The following is a 19611-nucleotide window of genomic DNA, read 5'->3' on the forward strand; positions in this document are numbered from 1 at the left end:
CCGGACAGGTGAGCATCCTGTCCGGGCCCTTCGGCACGACGGCTCCCGCTCCACCCCGAACCCTCCGCGAGACCAGGAGAACCACCCGGTGTCCGTGACAGACCCCGAGACCGACCTGCAGCCGATCGGCAGCACCAGCAGGGCCGGTGACACCATCTTCCGCGGCTTGGCGACCGCCTCCGCCGTGGTGATCGTCCTGGCCCTGGCCGGCGTCGCCGCGTTCCTCCTCGCGCAGGGCCTCCCGGCGCTGGACGGCGCCGGCGCCCGGTCCTACGGCTACGACAACATCTGGGTCTACACCGGCCCGCTGCTGTTCGGCACGCTGCTCGCGTCGGTGATCGCGATGATCGTGGCGACGCCGCTGGCGATCGGCGTGGCGCTCATCATCAGCCACTACGCGCCGCGGCGGTTCGCCAAGGGCCTGGGCTGGCTGATCGACCTGCTGGCCGCGATCCCGTCGGTCATCTTCGGCATGTGGGGCATCGAGTTCGTCGCCCGCAACATGGTGCCGGTCTACAACTGGCTCAACGACTACCTCGGGTTCATCCCGCTCTTCGCCGGCCCCGTGCCGACGTCGGGCCGCACGATGATGACGGCGGGCCTGGTGCTCGGCGTCATGGCGCTGCCGATCATCACCGCGATCTGCCGCGAGATCTTCGCCCAGACGCCGGTGATGCACCAGGAGGCCGCGCTGGCCCTGGGCGCCACCCGCTGGGAGATGATCCGGCTCGCCGTCTTCCCCTACGCCTCCTCCGGCATGGTCTCCGCGATCCTGCTCGGCCTGGGCCGCGCGCTGGGCGAGACCATGGCGGTCGCCCTCGTGCTCTCGCCGAGCATCGTGGTGAGCTTCAACCTGCTGACCGCCGAGTCGGGCTCCTCGTCCTCGACCATCGCGGCGAACATCGCGCTGAACTTCGGCAACGCGTCCGGCTCCAAGGTCGACGCGCTGATCTTCACCGGCCTCGTGCTGTTCGTGATCACCTTCGCCGTCAACTTCCTGGGTCGCTGGGTCGCCGCCCGGGCCGTGAAGAAGGGCTGAGCCCATGACCGACCTGGACACCAAGCCGGCCGAGACCCACCTCGCCCCGCTCTCCCACGCCACGCTGCCCGGCTGGGCGCCGTGGGCCACCGTGGTCGTCGGCCTCGTCGTCGGCGCGATCGTCGGCGGCGTCATGCTCGGCGGCGGCGTGGTCGCCACCGTCGTGGTCGCCTGGTTCGTCGTCGTGCTCGCGCTGCCGCTGTGGTCGCGCGCCGTCGAGGGCGGCCGCAAGGGCACCGACCGGCTCGTCACCGTGCTCGTGTGGTCGACGTTCGGCCTGGCGATGATCCCGCTGGTCTCGCTGACCTGGCAGGTCGTCAGCAAGGGTGTCGGCATCCTGTCGCCGCAGTTCTTCCAGAACTCGATGGCCGGCGTGCTCGGCTCCGGCGGTGGCATCTACCACGCGCTGATGGGCACGCTCATCATCACCGCCCTGGCGACGCTCATCTCGGTGCCGATCGGTGTGCTCACCGCCGTCTACCTGGTCGAGTACGGCAAGAACAACACGTTCTCGCGGATCATCACGTTCCTCGTGGACGTCATGACCGGCATCCCCTCGATCGTGGCCGGCCTGTTCGCGTACGCGCTGTTCGTCGCGTTCTTCGGCCCCGGGGTCAAGATGGGCTTCGCCGGGTCGATCGCCCTCTCGGTGCTGATGATCCCCGTCGTCGTCCGCTCGACCGAGGAGATGCTGAAGCTCGTCCCGGCCGACCTGCGCGAGGCGTCGTACGCCCTGGGCGTGCCCAAGTGGCGCACGATCACCAAGGTCGTCATGCCCACCGCGGTGGCCGGCATCGTCACCGGTGTCACCCTCGCCGTCGCCCGCGTGGCCGGCGAGACCGCGCCGCTGCTGCTGACCGCGGGCCTGACCAACTACGTGAACTTCAACCCGTTCGACGGGCGCATGACCACCCTGCCGGTGTTCATCTACTACGCGATCAAGGAGCCCGGCATCTACGCCGAGGAGATGACCGCGTACGCCTGGGGCGCCGCCCTGGTGCTGGTCGTGATCGTCATGGCCCTGAACGTCGTCGCCCGGGTCATCGGTGGCGTCTTCGCCCCCAAGACCGGCCGCTGACCCCGACTCCTCCACGAATCAAGGACACTGAACTCATGGCCAAGAGCATCGACGTCTCGGACCTGAACATCTACTACGGCGACTTCCTCGCCGTGGAGGGCGTCAACATCTCCATCAAGGCCCGCGCCGTGACCGCCCTGATCGGGCCGTCCGGCTGCGGCAAGTCGACCTTCCTGCGGTCCCTGAACCGCATGCACGAGGTCATCCCCGGCGCCCGCGCCGAGGGCAAGGTCATGGTCGACGGCCAGGACCTCTACGCCTCGGACGTGGACCCGGTGGCCGTGCGCCGCCAGATCGGCATGGTCTTCCAGCGGCCCAACCCGTTCCCGACGATGTCGATCTACGAGAACGTCCTCGCCGGCAAGCGGCTCAACGCCAAGAAGCTGAAGAAGTCCGAGGCCGACGACCTCGTCGAGAAGTCGCTGCGCGGCGCCAACCTGTGGACCGAGGTGAAGGACCGTCTCGGCAAGCCCGGCATGGGTCTCTCCGGTGGTCAGCAGCAGCGCCTCTGCATCGCGCGTGCGATCGCCGTCGAGCCCGAGGTCCTGCTCATGGACGAGCCCTGCTCGGCCCTGGACCCGATCTCCACCGCCGCGATCGAGGACCTCATCCACGACCTGAAGTCCGACTACACGATCGTCATCGTCACCCACAACATGCAGCAGGCCGCCCGCGTCTCCGACGACACCGGCTTCTTCAACCTGCGCGCCACGGGTGAGCCCGGCCAGCTGGTGGAGTTCAACCCCACCAAGAAGATGTTCACCAACCCGGACAACGAGTCGACCGAGTCCTACATCTCCGGCCGTTTCGGCTGAGCCGCCGCCCCTCCTCGCCTCCCCGGCCCCCTCCACCCGTCCGCGGTGGTGGGGGTCGGTGTGCATGCGGGGGGACTGGGATACGACCCACCACATTCGTGGTTCTCGAGGGTAGGAACCACGAATGTGGTGGGTCGTATCCCCCTGCCCCTGCCCCTGGCCCCCGGCCTGTGGATGACCGGATGCGCAGGAGCGGCGCAGGGCGCAACCTGGGCGGGTGCCCCGCCCCGTCCCGCCGCCCGTGTCGTGGCACCCAGGTGTGCCCGGGGTGGAGCGTGCGTACCGGTCCGACCTCACCGGCCGGGGAGGGCCGACGCCCAACGAGGCCCGAGGGCCGCGCTGGGTGTCGGTGGGACGCGGGTGCTTCCGACCGGTGGAACCGGCCCCCTCCGTCCTGCAACGCATCGCAGATGCCTCCTACCGGCTGCCGTCGGCGCCCTCGGGCATCACGGGCTGGGCAGCGCTGCGGTGGCTGGGCGCCACCTGGTTCACGGGCGTGGACGTCGGCGGCGAGCTGCGACCGGTCCCGCTGGCGACCGCCGGGTCGACCGTCCGCCCCCGGTGTGGGGTCGTGGTCAGCGAGGAGCGCGTGGGAGCCCACCAGCTGGTCGAGGTGCTGGGACTGAGGGTGACGGACGCGCTGCGAAGCACGGTGTACGAGATGCGGCACGCCCCGAACCTGGCCGGCGCCGTGGAGGCAGCGGACATGGCCGCCACGTCCGACCTGGTCAGCCGAGACGAGCTCGCCCTCGCAGTGGCCGCTCATCGGGCCTGGACCGGTGTGGAGCAGGCGAGGCGGGCCCTGGCCCTCATGGCCGAGAACTCCTGGTCCCCGGCCGAGAGTCGCCTCCGTCTGCGCTGGCTCCAGTGGTCGGGTGAACGTGCGCTGCTGTGCAACCAGCCTGTCTTCGATCTCCAGGGCCGGCACGTCGGTACGCCGGATCTCCTCGACGCCCGAGCCGGGGTGCTCGGTGAGTACGACGGGGACGACCACTGGAACCGGGAGCGTCGGCGGGGTGACCTCAGTCGACTCGACAGGTTCCAGGACCTGGGGCTGGAGGTGGTGACCTTCGTGGCGGGTGAGTCCGACCGTGACGTGGCCGACCGGCTGCGCGGCGCCTATGGGCGGGCGGCGCTGCGTCCCGCCGCTGACCGGGCGTGGACGCTCCGCGCGCCCACCTGGTGGCAGCCCACCACCACCGTCGCCCTGCGCCGCAGCCTCGAACCCGCCCAGCGAAGGCGCTTGCTCGGGCGTCAGCAGCCTGCTGCGTGAGGTCGGTCGGAGGCGGTGGCCTGGGTACGACCCACCACATTCGTGGTTTCGGGCGGGCAGAACCACGAATGTGGTGGGTCGTACCCCGACCCGTCCGCCCGCCCGGTCGTCAGGGACTGCCCGAGCCTCAGGGCAGGCCGACGAGGCTCAGCACCCCGTACGCGAGGGCGGCGAGGAGGGCGGAGCCGGGGAGAGTGAGGGCCCACCCGATCGCGATGGAGCGCGCGACGCCCCAGCGGACGGCGGTGAGCCGCCGGGTCGCCCCGGCACCGACCACAGCGGAGGTGATCGTGTGGGTGGTGGAGACCGGGGCGTGCAGGGCCGCCGCGACGTACATGACCGAGGCGGCCACCGACTCGGCGGCGAACCCGCGGGGCGGGTCGAGGTCGATGATCCGGCGGCCGAGGGTGCGCATGATCCGCCAGCCGCCGGCCCAGGTGCCGAGCGAGATCGCCGTCGCGGCGGCCAGCACCACCCACAGCGGCAGGTCGCCGGGCTGCGCGTACCCGCCGACGATCAGCGCGAGCACGATGACGCCCATCGTCTTCTGCGCGTCCTGCAGCCCGTGACCCAGCGCCATGGCGGCCGCCGAGAGGGTCTGCGCCATCCGGAAGCCGCGGTAGGTGCGCTGGGGCGCCGAGCGTCGGAAGACCCACATCAGCGCCACCATCACCAACATGGCCAGCGCGAAGCCGACCAGTGGGGAGAGCACCAGCGGCACCACGACCCGGCCGAGCACCACGCCCCAGTGCACCAGCGAGCCGCTGACCAGCGCGGCGCCGAGCAGACCGCCGATCAGCGCGTGCGAGGACGAGGAAGGCAGACCGCGCCACCACGTCCCGATGTTCCACGCGATGGCGGCGAGCAGGGCGGCCATCACGACGGTCAGCCCGTGCGAGGCGCTGCCGCTGGGGGTCACGACCTCGGAGATCGTCACGGCGACGGCCTGCCCGAGCAGCGCGCCCACGAAGTTCATGACGGCGGCCAGCGCCAGCGCGACCCGCGGGGTCAGCGCCCGGGTGGAGACCGAGGTCGCCACCGCGTTGGCTGCGTCGTGGAACCCGTTGGTGTAGTCGAACACCAGCGCGATCACGACCACGGCGACGATGATCGCCAGGTCCACCTCAGGACTCCTTGACGACGATCTGCTCGACGATGTTGGCGACCCGCTCGAACGCGTCGATCGTGTCCTCCAACGACTCCACGACGTCCTTCAGCTTCAGCACCTCCAGCGGCGCGTACTCGCCGGAGAAGAGGTGGGCCAGCAGCCGGCGGTGGTTGCGGTCGCCGGTGTTCTCGAGCCGGTTGATCTCGATCCAGTACTCGTCGAGGTCGCGCAGCCCGCGCAGCGACGGCATGGCCGCGGCGGTCACCTCGGCGCACCGGCCGATCACGTCGACCTGGTCGGTGAGCCCGGTCGGCAGGTCCACCACGCCGTAGAGCAGCATCCGGTCCACGGCGTCGTCGATGCCGTCCATGACGTCGTCCAGCGCCGCGGCGAGACGGTAGATGTCCTCGCGGTCGAAGGGCGTCACGAACGTCGAGTTCACCTTGCGGATGAGCTCGTGGGTGCGCTCGTCGGCGGCGTGCTCGGCCTCGCGCATCCGCGCCGCCACGTCCTCACGGTCGGCACCGGCGGTGACCATCTCGGCGAGCAGGCCGGCGCCGCCGACCAGGTGTCGGGCGGAGTCGGTGAGCATCGTGTAGAAGGCGCCCTCGACCGGGCGGAACCGCAGACCCACGAGCCACTCCTCGTCCACAGGCACGCCGGGGGTGCGCGCTCACCCCGAAGGGTAGGGCGGACGACGGCCGGGCAGCCAACCAGCGGGCCGCCGGCGTCCGCCCCACCACCGCGGGACGTGACGGCCGTCTCAGGCGTTCTTGGCCGACCCGCGCCGGCGCCGCTGCCGCTCGATCAGCGTCTCCTGGAGGTGCACCTCGCCCTGGCTGCGGGTCCACTCGCCGTCGGCGCCGAGGACCCAGGCGTCGGTGTCGGCGTCAAAGGCGAGGTCGAGCACCGCGGCCACCTCGGCCAGCGAGTGCGCGTCGGGCAGCCGGACGAGCACCTCGACGCGACGGTCGAGGTTGCGGTGCATCATGTCGGCCGAGCCGATCCAGCACTGCGGCTCCCCGCCGTTCTCGAACCAGAAGACGCGGCTGTGCTCGAGGAACCGCCCGAGCACCGAGCGCACGGTGATGTTCTCGCTCAGCCCGGGCACGCCGGGACGCAGCGAGCAGATGCCGCGCACCAGCAGCTCGACCGGCACGCCCTCGCGCGAGGCCAGGTAGAGCGCGTCGATGATCGCCTCGTCGACCACCGAGTTGGCCTTGAGCCGGATGCGGGCCGGGCGCCCGGCCCGGTGGTGGCCGATCTCGGTGTGGATGGCCTCGACCAGGCCCGAGCGCACCGAGTCGGGTGCGACGAGCAGGTCGTCGTAGGAGGCGTTGCGCGACCAGCCGGAGAGGTTGTTGAACAGGTGCCCGACGTCCTCGGTGATCTGCTCGTTGGTGGTGAGCAGGCCGAGGTCCTCGTACATCCGGGAGGTCTTCGGGTTGTAGTTGCCGGTGCCGACGTGGGCGTAGCGGCGGATGCCGTCGCCCTCCGAGCGGACCACCAGCGACAGCTTGCAGTGCGTCTTCAGGCCGACGAGGCCGTAGACGACGTGGCAGCCGGCGTGCTCGAGCTTGCGGGCCCAGCGGATGTTGGCCTGCTCGTCGAAGCGGGCCTTGATCTCGACGATCACCAGCACCTGCTTGCCGGCCTCGGCGGCGTCGATGAGGGCGTCGATGATCGGGGAGTCGCCCGAGGTGCGGTACAGCGTCTGCTTGATCGCCAGCACGTGCGGGTCGGCGGCCGCCTGCTCCAGGAACCGCTGCACCGAGGTGGAGAACGAGTCGTAGGGGTGGTGCAGCAGCACGTCGTGGCGGCGCAGCGACTTGAACACGTCCACCGGCGCGGCCGACTCGACCTCCGCCAGCCGCGGGTGCGTGGTGGGCACGAACGCCGGGTACTTCAGCTCCTCGCGCGGCAGGTCGGCCAGCCCGTGCAGGCCGCGCAGGTCGAGCGGGCCGGGCAGCCGGAAGACCTCCGGCTCGGAGATGTCGAGCTCGGAGACGAGCAGCTCGAGCACGTCGTCGTCGATGGACTCCTCGACCTCGAGGCGCACCGGCGGGCCGAAGCGGCGGCGCAGCAGCTCTTTCTCGAGCGCGGCGAGCAGGTTCTCGGCGTCGTCCTCCTCGACCTCGAGGTCCTCGTTGCGGGTGACGCGGAACGTGTGGACCTTGAGGATCTCCATGCCGGGGAAGAGCCGGTTGAGGTGCTCGCCGATCACGTCCTCCAGCGGCACGAACCGCTGGTTGCCCAGCGGCACGAAGCGGCTGAAGATCGGCGGCACCTTGACCCGCGCGAAGTGTTCCTTGCCCGTCTTCGGGTTGCGGATGAGCACCGCGAGGTTGAGCGAGAGCCCCGAGATGTAGGGGAAGGGGTGCGCCGGATCGACGGCCAGCGGCGTGAGGACGGGGAAGATCCGCTCCTTGAACATCCGCTTGCAGTACTTCTGCTCGTCGCGGTCCAGCGCGTCCCAGCGCAGCAGCTCGATGCCCTGCTCGGCCATGCCGGGCAGGACCTCCTCGGTGAAGACCTTCGACTGCCGCAGCGTCAGCTCGTGCGCGGTGGACCAGATCTGCTCCAGCACCTCGCGGGGCATCAGGCCGGACGCGGCACGCACCGCCACGCCCGCGGCGATGCGCCGCTTCAGGCCGGCCACGCGGACCATGAAGAACTCGTCCAGGTTCGAGGTGAAGATCGCCAGGAACCGGCAGCGCTCCAGCAGCGGCAGCGAGTCGTCCTCGGCCAGCTCGAGCACCCGCTGGTTGAACCGCAGCCACGACAGCTCGCGGTCGAGGAACCGGTCGTCGAACTCACCGATCTCGCTCACCGCCTCGTCGTCGGGCACGTACGGGGGCTCGACGTCGAACGGCTCGTTCGGGGCGGCGTCGGCGTTCTCCACGATCTCGGCGGACATGGGCCCATCCTTCCACCTCGCACCGACGTCGGGCAGCCGCCGTCGGGGGTGGCGGACGGAGTCGGAGGACCCGTCGTCCAGCGTTCACCGGGCGTTCACGGCGGGCGGGTGAAGGTGCTGCCGACTCGGCGGAGGGCCCTCGGGAGAGGGCTTGAGGGAGAGGGGAGCGGGAGAGGGGAGGGGGAGAGGGTCAGAGGGACGGGCGCCAGCGCCGCAGCTCGCGGGTGAACTCCTCGGCGTCGACCATGGAGCGGTCCACGCTCATCGGCTCCAGGCCCGGGCCGGAGAGGTCGACCCGCCACTGCCGGGTGCCGGGTTCGCCGACCATCTCGACGCGGGTGGCGCTGTCGTAGGCGTCGAAGCGGCCCACGTCGTCGCGGTGCTGCACGGTCACCACGCCCAGGCTGTCGATGCGGACGGCGGCGGCCGGGCGTCGCACCACGAGCGCGACCACGAGCAGCACGAGCGCGAGCGCGGCGGAGCCGGCCAGCAGCGGGTCGCCCGAGACGGCCTCGGCCGGCGGCTGGGACCAGTCGGCCAGGAACGCCGAGTACACGGCCACGCCGGCCGCCACGGCCGCGAGCACGAGCAGCAGGGAGCCGAGCACGTTGCTGCGCTGGCCGGAGACGGCCACGGAGGCCTCGCCGGGGTCGGCGGAGGCAAAGGTGGAGGCAGGGGCAGAAGCCGGCACGGCGGACGAGGCGTGCGCACCGACGCTGCCGGCGTCCTGCGAGCCCGCGGCACCGGCGGGGCGCTCCAGGCCGCGCGGCCCGAGCCCGGCCTCGGCGGCGCGCAGGCGGGCGGTGACCTCGGCCAGCTGGGCGCTGAGCTCCTCCAGGCGGCGCTCGGCGGCGAGCCGGTCCTGGTAGGCGCCCTCGACGAGCTCGTGGGCGTGCCGGACGGAGGACTCGACGGCCTGGCGGTCGAGCTCGCGGGCGGCGAGCGCGTCCTCGGCCTCGCCACGCAGGCGGGCGGACTCGGCCGCGGCGTTCTCGGCGGCGACCCGGGCGGCCACGGCCGCGGCCAGCTCGTCGGCGTGCCGCTGCTCGGCGGACGCGATGTCCTCGAGCGCCTCGACGGTGCGCTGCTCGGCGGACTCGCGCTCGGCCTGAGCGCCGGCGGCGGCCTCGGCCGCGGCGCGGGCGGCCTGCTCGGCCTCGCCGCGCAGCCGGGCGGCCTCCGCGGCGGCGGTCTCCGCGGCGGTGCGGGCGTCGTGCGCCTCGCCGGCCAGGCGCGCCTGCGCGGCGGCCTCGGCCTCGGCGGCCGCGCGTCCCTCGTGGGCCATCCGGGCGGCGTCGGCCTCGTCCTCGGCGGCGCGGTGGGCGGTGGAGAGCGCGGCGGCGGCCGCCGCGGCGGCCACGGCCTGCTCGCGGGCGGACTCCTCCGCGGTGCGCCGCTCGGCCTGCGCGGCCTCGGCGGCCCGCGCTGCGGCCTCGGCGGCCTCCTCGGCGGCGCGGCGCTGCTCCTGCGCTGCGCGGGCGGCCTCGGTGGCGGCGGTGGTGGCCTGCTCGGCGGTCTCGCGCACGGTGGCGGCGACGCGGGCGGCCTCCTCAGCGGCGCTGCGGGCGTCGTGCGCCTCGCTCGCCAGCCGCGCCTGCTCGGCGGCGCCGGCCTCGGCTGCCTCGCGGCCCTCGTGGGCGAGCCGGGCGCGCTCGGCCTCGGTGCTCGCGGCCTCGCGGGCCTGCGTCAGGTCGAGCGCGGCCACGCGGGCGGACTCGCCCTGGGCGGCCGCGGCCTGCTCGGCGGCGTGCCGCTGCTGCTGGGCGGTCTCGGCGGCCTCGGCCGCGACCTGCGCGGCGGTCTCGGCGACCTCGCGGGCGGCCAGCGCGGCGGTGGCGGTCTCGGCGGCGGCGCGGGCGGCGTCGTCGGCCTCGGTGCGGCGGCGGGCGGAGTCCGCCGCCGCGGCCTGCGCGGTCTCGTGGGCGGCGTGCGCGGCGGCGGCCGCCTCGGCCTGCTCGAGCGCGCGCTCGTCGGCGGCCTGGCGGGCGGCGTGGGCCGTCTCCGCGGCGTGCTCGGCCTCGGCGCGCTGGGCCTGGGCGGCCTCGGCGGCGGCGACGGCCGCGGTGGCGGCGGCCTCGGCGGCGAGTCGGCCGGCGTGCGACTGCTCCGCCTCGTCCGCGCGGGCGAGGGCGGCCTGCTCGGCGGCCTCGCGGGCGGCGTGGGCCTCGGTGGCGGCCCCGGCCTGGACGGCGGCGGCCGACTCGGCCTGCGCGCGCGCCTCGATCGCCTCGGCGGCGGCCTGCTCGGCGGCCTCCTTGGCGGCGGTGGCCTCGGCGGCGGTGGTCTCGGCGGCCTCGCGGGCCTGCGCGGCAGCGGCGGCGCGGTCCTCGGCGGCCCGGGCGGTGTGCTCGGCGTTCTCGCGGTCGGAGTGCGCCTGGGTGGCGGCGCCCGCGTGCGCGGCGGCGATCTCCTCGGCGGCGAGTCGGCCGGCGTGGGCCTGCTCCGCCTCGTCCGCGCGGGCGTGGGCGGCCTGCTCGGCGGCCTCGCGGGCGGCGTGGGCCTCGGTGGCGGCGTGGGCGGCGTCGGTGGCGCGCTGCTCGGCCTCGCGCTGGGCGTCGGCGGCGGACGCGGCGGCCTGCTCGGCCTCGGCCCGGGCCTGCTGCGCGGTGGCCAGCGCCTCGGACGCCTCGGCGGCGCGGCGCTCGGCCTCCTCGCGACGCTGGGTCAGCTCGCCGACGGAGGCCTCGACGGCCTCCCGGGCGCGGACGCTCTCGGCCAGGGCCTGCTCGGCGGCCTCGCGGGCCTGCTGCGCCTGCTCGGCGGCGCGGGCGTGCTCGGCGGCGGCCTCGTCGGCGGCGGCCCGGGCGCGGGCGGACTCGGCGGCCGACTCCTCGGCCACCAGCCGCTCGGCGGCCTGCTCGCTGGCGGCCTGCTCGGCGCTGACCCGCAGCCCGGTGGCGCGCTCGGCGGCGGCGGTCTGGGACGCGATCCGCGCCTCCAGCTCCTCCAGCGTCGGGGCGTCCGCGGGGGACTCGCCACGACGGCGGCGCCAACGGCGGGCGGAGTCACCCGGAGCAGGGTCGAGGGGCGGCTGCGAGGGGCTGTTCATGGCGGCCTCAGGCTATCGCGACCGGCCCTGCGACCCCGCTTCCCCCGCCACCCTCGTCGGGGGTGGGCGGGGGTGGGCGGAGGCCCGAGGGGATACGACCCACCACATTCGTGGTTCCGGGGCCTCAGAACCACGAATGTGGTGGGTACCCCGGCCCCGCCCGCCTCCGACCCGGCCCCATCCCGCCCGCGACCCGCCCGCCACGAGACGGCGCAACAGGCGGGGGAGCGGTGCGCAGGGGGTGCCGGGGTGGCGGCAACGGACGCCGGCAGGCGGCCCGTTCCGGCGCAACCCAAGCCGTCGACGGGCGGCACCGGCGCGAAACACCGCGTTCCTAGCGTCCTCGTCACTCGCAGCGGGCCGAACGAGGCCCACCCCGATGCAGAGAGGCACGCACCGTGACGGAGAAGTTCCACCTCGGTTGGTTCACCAACTTCGCCCCGCCGATCTGGGAGGGGGCCTTCAGCGGCGACATCGGCAGCACGTGGGCCGACGGCCGCTTCTACATGGACTTCGCGAAGGCGCTCGACCGGGCCGGCTTCGACTACATGATGCTCGAGGACTCCTCGATGGTCTCCGACGCCTACGAGGGCACCTCGCGCGCCGACCTCAAGCACCACCTCTACGCGCCCAAGCACGACCCGCTGGCGCTGGCCCCGCTGCTGGCCTCGGTGACGACGAACCTCGGCATCGTGTGCACCGCCTCGACGAGCTTCTACCCGCCGTACCAGCTGGCCCGGGCCATGTCGACGCTCGACCACCTCTCCCGCGGCCGCATCGGCTGGAACATCGTCACGTCCTCGGAGGACCGCGCGGCCCAGAACTACGGCCTCGACCACCTCTACGAGCACGACGCCCGCTACGACCGTGCGGACGAGTTCGTCGAGGTCGTCGACAAGCTGTGGTCCTCGTGGGAGCCCGACGCGCTGGTGATGAACCGCGAGACCGGCCACTACGTCGACCACACGAAGGTGTCGACCATCGACCACAAGGGCCAGTTCTACTCGGTGCGCGGCCCGCTGAACACGCTGCCCTCGCCGCAGAGACGCCCGGTCATCTGCCAGGCCGGCGGCAGCCCGCGGGGACGCCAGTTCGCGGCCGAGCACGCGGACACGATCATCACCCAGTCCCGCGGGAAGGAGCGGATGAAGGCCTACCGCGACGACATCCGCGCCCGCGCCGAGCACGCCGGCCGCAACCCCGACGACGTCAAGCTGCTCTACATCGTCAACCCGGTGCTCGGCGAGACCGACGCCGAGGCGCAGGAGCGCCGCGCGGCAGCCCTCGCGCAGACCGACAAGAACGTCGAGCGCGCCCTGGCCCACCTCTCCGCGCTCACCGAGGTCGACTTCTCCCAGTTCGACCTCGACGCCCCCCTGACCCAGGACGTCGAGACCAACGGCCACCGCACGACCCTGGCCGAGTTCCTGCGCCTGGGCGAGAACGGCGCCAAGACCCTGCGCGAGGCCGCGGCCGGCTGGAACATCAACGCCGTCGACCTCATCGGCTCGGTCGAGACGGTCGCCGACCAGATGCAGGAGACGATGGAGTTCGTCGGCGGCGACGGCTTCCTCATCTCCGGCCCGATGACCCGGCAGTACATCAGCGAGGTCACCGACGGCCTCGTGCCCGAGCTCCAGCGCCGCGGCCTGACCCGCACCAGCTACGAGCACACCACCTTCCGCGACAACCTCCTGTCGTACTGATGGGTGCGCCGATGGGCAGCTCGCAGCGCATGCGCCTGGCCTGGTTCGTCAACTACCTGGTGCCGGGGTGGAACATCCCGTGGTCCGGCAACGCGGGCGCCGAGTGGATGAACGGGGACTTCTACGTCGACATGGCCCGCCGCCTCGACGCGGCCGGGTTCGACGCGATGATGCTCGAGGACGGCAACTACCTCTCCGACGCCTACGGCGGCACCTTCGAGGCGGAGCTCAAGCACACCGTCCGCGGGCCCAAGAACGACCCGCTGCCGCTCCTGCCGGTGCTCGCGGCCGCCACCGAGCGGCTCGGGTTCATCGCCACGATGTCGTCCAGCTTCTACCAGCCGTTCCTCCTGGCGCGGCTGGTCACGACGCTCGACCACCTCACCGGCGGCCGGGTCGGCTGGAACGTCGTCACCTCCTCCAGCCCGCTCGCGGCGCAGCAGTTCGGCATGGACGCGCTGCCCGACCACGACGAGCGCTACCTCATCGCCGAGGAGTTCGTGGACGTGGTGAAGAAGCTCTGGCGCTCGTGGGACCGCGACGCCGTGGTGATGGACAGAGCGACCGGCACCTACGTCGACCACGAGAAGGTGCGGCCGATCCACCACCACGGCACGTACTTCGACGTCCGCGGGCCCCTCAACGCGCTGCCCCCGCTGCAGGACCTGCCGCCGATCTTCCAGGCCGGCGGCAGCCCCACCGGCCGCGAGTTCGCGGCGCGCTCGGCCGACGTCATCGTCAGCTCGGCCAAGGGCATCGACGACATGCGCGAGTACCGGGCCGAGGTCCGTCGCCGGGCCGAGCTGAACGGCCGCAACCCCGACGACATCAAGATCCTCTTCATGATCTCCCCGTTCCTGGAGGAGTCCGACGAGCTGGCCCGGCGCCGGCGCGAGGAGCGGCTGGCGATCACCGACGAGCGGGCCGAGCGGCGGCTGCTGATGATGAGCGACGAGATCGACTTCTCGCAGTTCCCGCTCGACCAGCCGTTCCCGACCGACCTGTCGACCAACGGCAGCCAGTCGCTGCTGAAGCAGTTCGCCCAGTGGGCCGGCGACCGGCCGCTGCGTGAGGCCGCGGCCGGCGACGAGTTCGAGGCCTTCCCGGCGTTCGGCACGCCCGAGACGGTCGCCGACGAGATGGAGCACGCCTTCCGCGAGGTCGGTGGCGACGGCTACCTCATCTTCGCCGGCGGTGGCGGGATGCTCACCCGCCGCTACGTCGACCAGGTCTGCGAGGGCCTCGTGCCCGAGCTGCGCCGCCGCGGTCTCGTCTGGGACGCCCCGCCCGCCGGGCTCGGCCTCAACGAGCGGCTCGCCTACGACCAGCCCGCCCCGGACCAGCGCGCCGCCGCGTCCGCCTGACCCTCATTCCCCGTCCGTAGATCCACGAGAGGACCCCTCAGCGCCATGTTCCACCTCGGATGCTTCGTCTCGTTCCGCCCGCCGGTGTGGAACAACCCGCTCTTCGACAACGCCGACGCCGAGTCGTGGCCGGAGGGCGACATCTACCTCCACCTGGCCAAGCAGTACGACAAGGCCGGCTTCGACTACCTGATGTTCGAGGACTCCTCGATGGTCTCCGACATCCACGGCGGCACGATGGAGGCCGACCTCAAGCACTCCCTCTACGCGCCCAAGCACGACCCGGTGCTGCTCGCCCCGCTGCTCGCGGACGCCACCAAGGGCCTCGGCATCATCACCACCGTCTCGACCAGCTTCACCCCGCCGTTCATGCTGGCCCGCTCGATGAGCACGCTCTCGCACCTCTCCTCGGGGCGGATCGGCTGGAACATGGTCACCTCCTCGGAGGACCGCGCGGCGCAGAACTACGGCATGGACGCGCTGCCCGACCACGACGAGCGCTACCAGCGCGCCGACGAGTACGTGGACGTGGTGAAGGGACTGTGGGGCACGTGGGACCCTGACGCCGTGGTGCTGGACAAGGAGACCGGCACCTTCGTCGACCACGAGAAGGTTCGCACCCTCGACCACGAGGGGGAGTACTTCAAGGTCCGCGGTCCGCTCAACGCGCTGCCGCCGTTCGGTGGTCAGCCGGTGCTGTGCCAGGCCGGTGCGAGCCCCCGCGGTCGCGACTTCGCCGCCCGCAACGCCGACACCATCATCGCCAGCGCGCAGGGCCAGGAGGCGATGAAGGCGCTGCGCGACGACATGCGCGAGCGTGCCGAGAAGTTCGGCCGCGACCCCGACTCGCTCAAGGTGATGTTCGTGGTCACCCCGATGCTGGGGGCGGACGACGCCGAGGTGGCGCGGCTCAAGCAGCTGGCCGAGCGCCCCGACGACGTCCGGGTCGAGTCGACCCTGGGCCACCTCTCCTGCCTGACCGAGAACGACTTCTCCACCTTCGACCTCGACGCCGTCGTACCGGAGGTGACCACCAACGGTCACCGCTCGACGCTGGAGAACTTCCTCGTCCGCGGCCAGGGCAAGACGCTGCGCGAGATCGCCTCGACCTGGGGCCTGGACTGCGTCCCGCTCGAGGGCACCCCCGACGCCGTGGCCGAGCGGATGGGCGAGGTCATGGACTTCGTCGGCGGCGACGGCTTCCTCATCACCGGCCAGGTCAGCCGCGCCCACATCGACCGGATCGCCGACGGGCTCGTCCCCGCTCTCCAGGCCCGTGGCCTGACCCGCACCGAGTACACCGGCACCACGATGCGGGAGAACCTCATGGCCTTCTGAGCTCGGTACTCATCGGTGCGGGCCGAGGGGGTACGACCCACCACATTCGTGGTTTGGACTGCCCGAAACCACGAATGTGGTGGGTCGTATCCCCTAGCCCAGGCCCCCAGGGGCCCCGACCCCGCTCAGTACACGAGCGCCTGGACCCCGTCCGCGAGGACCTCCTCGGCGAACACCGCCGCACCGCGGATGGTGACGCCGGGGAGGGTGTCGGCCTCGCCGATCTCGCGACGGGCGGCGCACTGCCCGCAGATGGTGACGGTGCCCATCTCGAGCACGATCGCGATGAGCTGGTCGACCTCGGTGGCGTACTTCAGCGACAGCGACCGGCCGTGGTCGGGGGTGCCCCACCAGGCCGACTCGCCGGTCAGCCACAGCGACACGTGGGCCCCGGCGGCGGCCGCCGCCGCGGCGACGGTGAGGCCCTGGTTGGCGCGCTCGGCGTCCTGGGGGCCGGCAGTGACCTTGAGCACGAGCGATCGCATCCGCCCAGCGTAGGGGCGTGCGGACAAGGTCCGAGCAAGGGACCAGCGATCCTTTACGTGTCGGCCGGACGCAGCTGGGTAGACACCTGTGCAGTGGACGACGTCGTCCACGACGACAGCCGAGATCGACGGCGCCCGCGTGATGCTCCGCGGTCGCCTGCACATGGGGGAAGCAAGCGTGGCCGAGGAGTCTGCGCGCCCGAGCCTGTTCACCGGGCTCCGGCGCGACATCCAGGGTGTCCGCGGTCTCGGCGTCAGCCTGGTGGTGCTCGGGCACCTCACGGCCTGGCCCCCCGGCGTCTTCGCGGCCCTCGACATCTTCTTCGTGCTCTCGGGCTACCTGATCACCACGATCCTGCTCACCCAGCTGCCGAAGTACGGCGCGAGGATGCTGCCGGTCTTCTACCTGGGCCGCGTCCGGCGCCTGTTCCCGATGGCGCTGCTCGTGCTGGCCCTCACCGTGCTGGCGACGTGGTGGCTCTACTCCGGAGTGCGCGCCGGCGACGTCCTGACCGACGCCACCTGGGCCGCCTTCTTCGCCGTCAACTGGCACTTCGCCGCCGACGGCACCGACTACTTCTCGCCGCAGTCGGAGTCCCCGCTGCTGCACTACTGGTCGCTGTCGGTGGAGGAGCAGTTCTACGTCTTCTGGCCGGCCCTGGTGCTCCTGGGCATCGCGCTCGGCGCCCTGGCCCTGCGGCGCCGCCAGAAGAGGCAGGACGCCGGCAGCGCCGCTGCGTCCGCCCTCGAGCCGGCCACGGAGAACCGCCTGCGCGGCGGCTGGCCGACGCTGCTCGTGCTCGGCGCGCTCACGCTCGGCACCTTCGCGTTCTCGCTGTGGCACTCGGCCGCCAACCCGACGACCGCCTACTTCAACACCTTCGACCGCGCCTGGGAGTTCGGGGCCGGCGGCATCCTGGCGGTCGTGGCGCCGATGGTCGTCACCTGGCCGCGGCGGCTGCGGCACGCGCTGGCCTGGGTGGGGCTGGTCGGCGTGCTGACGGTGATCTTCCTGATCCAGTCCACGGTCCAGTTCCCGGCGCCCTGGGGCCTGGTGCCGGTCGCGGCCTCGCTGCTGCTGATCACCGGCGGCCTCGACGGGCACACCCGGTTCATCTGGGCGCTGGACAACCCGGTGATGCGCTACCTCGGCGACATCTCCTACTCGATCTACCTGTGGCACATGCCGCTGATCGTGCTGGGCGAGCCGTTCTTCGCCGGCCACGAGTGGGCGTTCTACGTGGTCGTGCCGGTCGCGACCCTCGTCCTGGCGTCGGGCTCGTACCACCTGGTCGAGCGGCCCCTGCGCAACGCGCGGTTCTGGATGACCGCGGCCGAGAAGAGGCGCAAGCCCCCGCGCGACCCGCGCCCGCTGGGCGAGAAGGTGCGCGGCGCGATCGGCGGCGGTGGCCTCGCCGGGCAGGCCCGAGGCTTCGCGATGGTCGGCACCGCGGTGGTGGCGATCATGGTCGCCGCCTCCGTGCTGCGCGGCCCGGCCGCGGAGGACGCCGCCGGCGCGGCCGACCTGGCCGACGCCGACCTCCAGGCCTCGATGCTGAGCTCGCTGGAGGAGGACGGGTTCCCCGACTTCGACCCCTCGCTGGCCTACCTGCGCAGCACGGACTGGGAGTCCGAGCAGGCCTCCTACGGCTGCGGCGAGACCCCGGTCGACGACCTGTCGTCCTGCCTGTTCAACAGCACCGGGAAGAAGGACCAGCCGGTGGTCGCCGTCTACGGCGACTCGGTGGCGGCCTCCTGGATGCCGACGGTGCGCACCGCCTTCGAGGCCGAGGGCTGGGCCGTGCAGCAGCTGACGCTCCAGCAGTGCGGTCCGTGGGAGCTCAAGAGCTACGTCAAGCAGGACGGGGAGGCCTACCCCGAGTGCGGCCAGCTCCACGACGCCGTGCACGACTGGCTCGACGAGAACACCCCCGACGTCCTGATCATGGCCTCCTCCATGGACCAGGCGAGCAACGCCGACCGTGCCGAGATCGGCGGCACCCACCGCTCGCTGTCGCAGTCCGCGCTGGCCGCGGCGCTGCGCCTCGTCCCGACCGACACGCAGGTGGTGGTGCTCGGCTCGCCGCCCAACCACCAGTACCTGGTCGACTGCGTGACCCGCGTCGGCACGCCCGTGCAGTGCGCGACCACCCCGAACCAGCTCTACCGCGACCACCGGGCCGGCGAGGAGGCCGCGGCCGAGGCGGCCGGCGCCGCCTACGTCGACACCCAGTCGTGGTTCTGCGTGCAGGGCCAGTGCCCGGGGTTCGTCGGCGACGTGCCGGTGACGGTCGACGGGGTGCACCTCACGATCCAGTACGCGGAGCGCCTCGCTCCGCTGCTCACCGACGCGCTGCGGCCCCTGGCCGCGGCGCTCGAGGACGACGTCGACGCCGCGGAGGGGTTGGCGTCGGCGTCGTCCTCACCCTCTTCTGCGGGTTCTGCCTCGTGACGCGGCTCCGTTAGGCTCGCTCGGTGCCTATCGAGCTGCCCCCGAACCTGCACCTGAACTGCGCCCCGGTCGTCTGGCTGCTGGGCACGTGGCGCGGCAACGGCCACGGCGACTACCCGACCATCGACGGGTTCTCGTTCGCGCAGGAGATCACCTTCCAGCAGGACGGTCGCCCGTTCTTCCACTACTTCGCCAAGTCCTGGATCGTCGACGAATCCGGCGAGAAGGTGCGCGACGCCGCGCAGGAGACCGGCTTCCTGCGGTGCCCCGAGCGCGGCAAGGTCGAGCTGCTGCTCAGCCACTCCAGCGGCGTCAGCGAGGTCTGGTACGGCAACGCCGACGACGGCAAGATCGAGATGCGCACCGCGGGCGTCTCCTTCACCGAGACCGCCAAGGAGATCACCGGCGGCCACCGCCTCTACGGCAACGTCGACGGCGACCTGCTCTACGCCTACGACATGGAGGCGATGGGCCAGGAGCTCCAGCCGCACCTGTGGGCGCGCCTGCAGCGCGCCTGACCCGCCTGCAAGGATGGCGGCGTGGCGGACGACGACCTGCGTGACCGGCTCCGGGGGAGCGGCTACCGCCTGACCCCGCAGCGCGAGCTGATCCTGCGCGCCGTGCAGTCGCTCGAGCACGCGACGCCCGACGAGGTGCTCGCGGAGGTCCGCCGGCACGCCTCGGCGGTCAACGCCTCCACCGTCTACCGGACCCTCGAGGTGCTCGAGGAGCTGGGCCTGATCCGGCACGCCCACCTCTCCGACCGCGCGCCGACCTACCACGTCGTCGACGACCACGAGCACTTCCACCTCGTCTGCCGCACCTGCCGCAGGGTCACCAGCGTGGACGCCGGCGCGGCCGGTGCGTTCGCCGCCCTCCTGCGCGAGCAGCACGGCTTCGAGGCCGACCTGGGCCACCTCACCGTCTTCGGCCACTGCACCACCTGCACCGACTGACCCCCTCGGTGGTCGAGCAGCGACGAGCCCT

The 19611-nt window shown here is 72.6% G+C and carries 15 protein-coding genes; 10 read left to right on the plus strand and 5 right to left on the minus strand.

The window, feature by feature from the left end; translation table 11 throughout:
* The first annotated feature begins 94 nt into the window (after positions 1 to 94).
* From pstC to M8316_RS12515, 4 genes are all read left to right on the plus strand, one after another.
* The gene (gene pstC, locus M8316_RS12500) at positions 95 to 1039 is read left to right on the plus strand and encodes a phosphate ABC transporter permease subunit PstC (protein ID WP_250055040.1); all 945 of its coding nucleotides are present in this window, start codon (positions 95 to 97) and stop codon (positions 1037 to 1039) included.
* Between the two features lie 4 nt (positions 1040 to 1043).
* Positions 1044 to 2117 carry a phosphate ABC transporter permease PstA gene (gene pstA / locus M8316_RS12505; protein WP_250055042.1) on the plus strand — a complete coding sequence of 358 codons (1074 nt, stop codon included), beginning with the start codon at positions 1044 to 1046 and terminating at the stop codon, positions 2115 to 2117.
* A gap of 35 nt (positions 2118 to 2152) precedes the next feature.
* Positions 2153 to 2932, plus strand: a complete 780-nt coding sequence (gene pstB / locus M8316_RS12510; protein ID WP_250055044.1) for a phosphate ABC transporter ATP-binding protein PstB — start codon at positions 2153 to 2155, stop codon at positions 2930 to 2932.
* Positions 2933 to 3305: 373 nt separating this feature from the next.
* Positions 3306 to 4205, plus strand: coding sequence for a hypothetical protein (locus M8316_RS12515; protein WP_250055046.1), 900 nt, complete (start codon positions 3306 to 3308; stop codon positions 4203 to 4205).
* 127 nt (positions 4206 to 4332) lie between these two features.
* On the opposite strand, the gene M8316_RS12520 is transcribed toward M8316_RS12515, so the two are convergent.
* The 4 genes from M8316_RS12520 to M8316_RS12535 form a co-directional block, all read right to left on the minus strand.
* Positions 4333 to 5328 carry an inorganic phosphate transporter gene (locus tag M8316_RS12520; protein ID WP_250055047.1) on the minus strand — a complete coding sequence of 332 codons (996 nt, stop codon included), beginning with the start codon at positions 5326 to 5328 and terminating at the stop codon, positions 4333 to 4335.
* A gap of 1 nt (position 5329) precedes the next feature.
* Positions 5330 to 5947 (minus strand): DUF47 domain-containing protein, encoded by a 618-nt coding sequence (locus M8316_RS12525; RefSeq protein ID WP_250055048.1) that lies wholly within the window; start codon positions 5945 to 5947, stop codon positions 5330 to 5332.
* A gap of 129 nt (positions 5948 to 6076) precedes the next feature.
* Positions 6077 to 8230: an RNA degradosome polyphosphate kinase gene (locus M8316_RS12530; RefSeq protein WP_250055049.1), complete on the minus strand. Its 2154-nt coding sequence runs from the start codon at positions 8228 to 8230 to the stop codon at positions 6077 to 6079.
* A gap of 190 nt (positions 8231 to 8420) precedes the next feature.
* On the minus strand, positions 8421 to 11279 hold the full coding sequence (locus tag M8316_RS12535) for a hypothetical protein (RefSeq protein WP_250055050.1): 2859 nt from the start codon (positions 11277 to 11279) through the stop codon (positions 8421 to 8423).
* Positions 11280 to 11677: 398 nt separating this feature from the next.
* On the opposite strand from M8316_RS12535, the gene M8316_RS12540 reads away from it, so the two are divergent.
* The 3 genes from M8316_RS12540 to M8316_RS12550 are packed head-to-tail and all read left to right on the plus strand — an operon-like array spanning position 11678 to position 15687.
* Positions 11678 to 12985 (plus strand): NtaA/DmoA family FMN-dependent monooxygenase, encoded by a 1308-nt coding sequence (locus M8316_RS12540; protein WP_250055051.1) that lies wholly within the window; start codon positions 11678 to 11680, stop codon positions 12983 to 12985.
* 11 nt (positions 12986 to 12996) lie between these two features.
* Positions 12997 to 14349, plus strand: coding sequence for an NtaA/DmoA family FMN-dependent monooxygenase (locus tag M8316_RS12545; RefSeq protein ID WP_250055052.1), 1353 nt, complete (start codon positions 12997 to 12999; stop codon positions 14347 to 14349).
* Positions 14350 to 14394: 45 nt separating this feature from the next.
* Positions 14395 to 15687 carry an NtaA/DmoA family FMN-dependent monooxygenase gene (locus M8316_RS12550; RefSeq protein WP_250055053.1) on the plus strand — a complete coding sequence of 431 codons (1293 nt, stop codon included), beginning with the start codon at positions 14395 to 14397 and terminating at the stop codon, positions 15685 to 15687.
* Positions 15688 to 15812: 125 nt separating this feature from the next.
* Here M8316_RS12550 and M8316_RS12555 read toward each other — a convergent pair whose 3' ends face one another.
* The gene (locus M8316_RS12555) at positions 15813 to 16172 is read right to left on the minus strand and encodes a DsrE family protein (protein ID WP_250055054.1); all 360 of its coding nucleotides are present in this window, start codon (positions 16170 to 16172) and stop codon (positions 15813 to 15815) included.
* Positions 16173 to 16350: 178 nt separating this feature from the next.
* Here M8316_RS12555 and M8316_RS12560 point away from each other — a divergent pair, with 178 nt between their 5' ends.
* From M8316_RS12560 to M8316_RS12570, 3 genes are read left to right on the plus strand one after another with little or no spacing between them, the layout of a single operon-like run.
* Entirely contained in the window at positions 16351 to 18624 is a 2274-nt protein-coding gene (locus M8316_RS12560) for an acyltransferase family protein (RefSeq protein ID WP_250055056.1), read from the plus strand.
* Between the two features lie 23 nt (positions 18625 to 18647).
* Entirely contained in the window at positions 18648 to 19142 is a 495-nt protein-coding gene (locus tag M8316_RS12565; RefSeq protein ID WP_250055057.1) for a heme-binding beta-barrel domain-containing protein, read from the plus strand.
* 21 nt (positions 19143 to 19163) lie between these two features.
* Positions 19164 to 19580, plus strand: a complete 417-nt coding sequence (locus M8316_RS12570; protein WP_250055059.1) for a Fur family transcriptional regulator — start codon at positions 19164 to 19166, stop codon at positions 19578 to 19580.
* Positions 19581 to 19611 lie beyond the last annotated feature (31 nt).

The sequence above is a fragment of the Nocardioides bruguierae genome, from assembly GCF_023554635.1.
GTDB lineage: Bacteria > Actinomycetota > Actinomycetes > Propionibacteriales > Nocardioidaceae > Nocardioides > Nocardioides bruguierae.

Bases quoted from the DNA above. Each gene is read 5' to 3' on its own strand.
- M8316_RS12555 (WP_250055054.1), bottom strand. From the start codon at position 16,172: ATGCGATCGCTCGTGCTCAAGGTCACTGCCGGCCCCCAGGACGCCGAG.
- M8316_RS12545 (WP_250055052.1), top strand. From the start codon at position 12,997: ATGGGCAGCTCGCAGCGCATGCGCCTGGCCTGGTTCGTCAACTACCTG.
- M8316_RS12550 (WP_250055053.1), top strand. From the start codon at position 14,395: ATGTTCCACCTCGGATGCTTCGTCTCGTTCCGCCCGCCGGTGTGGAAC.
- M8316_RS12535 (WP_250055050.1), bottom strand. From the start codon at position 11,279: ATGAACAGCCCCTCGCAGCCGCCCCTCGACCCTGCTCCGGGTGACTCC.
- pstA (WP_250055042.1), top strand. From the start codon at position 1,044: ATGACCGACCTGGACACCAAGCCGGCCGAGACCCACCTCGCCCCGCTC.
- M8316_RS12530 (WP_250055049.1), bottom strand. From the start codon at position 8,230: ATGTCCGCCGAGATCGTGGAGAACGCCGACGCCGCCCCGAACGAGCCG.
- pstB (WP_250055044.1), top strand. From the start codon at position 2,153: ATGGCCAAGAGCATCGACGTCTCGGACCTGAACATCTACTACGGCGAC.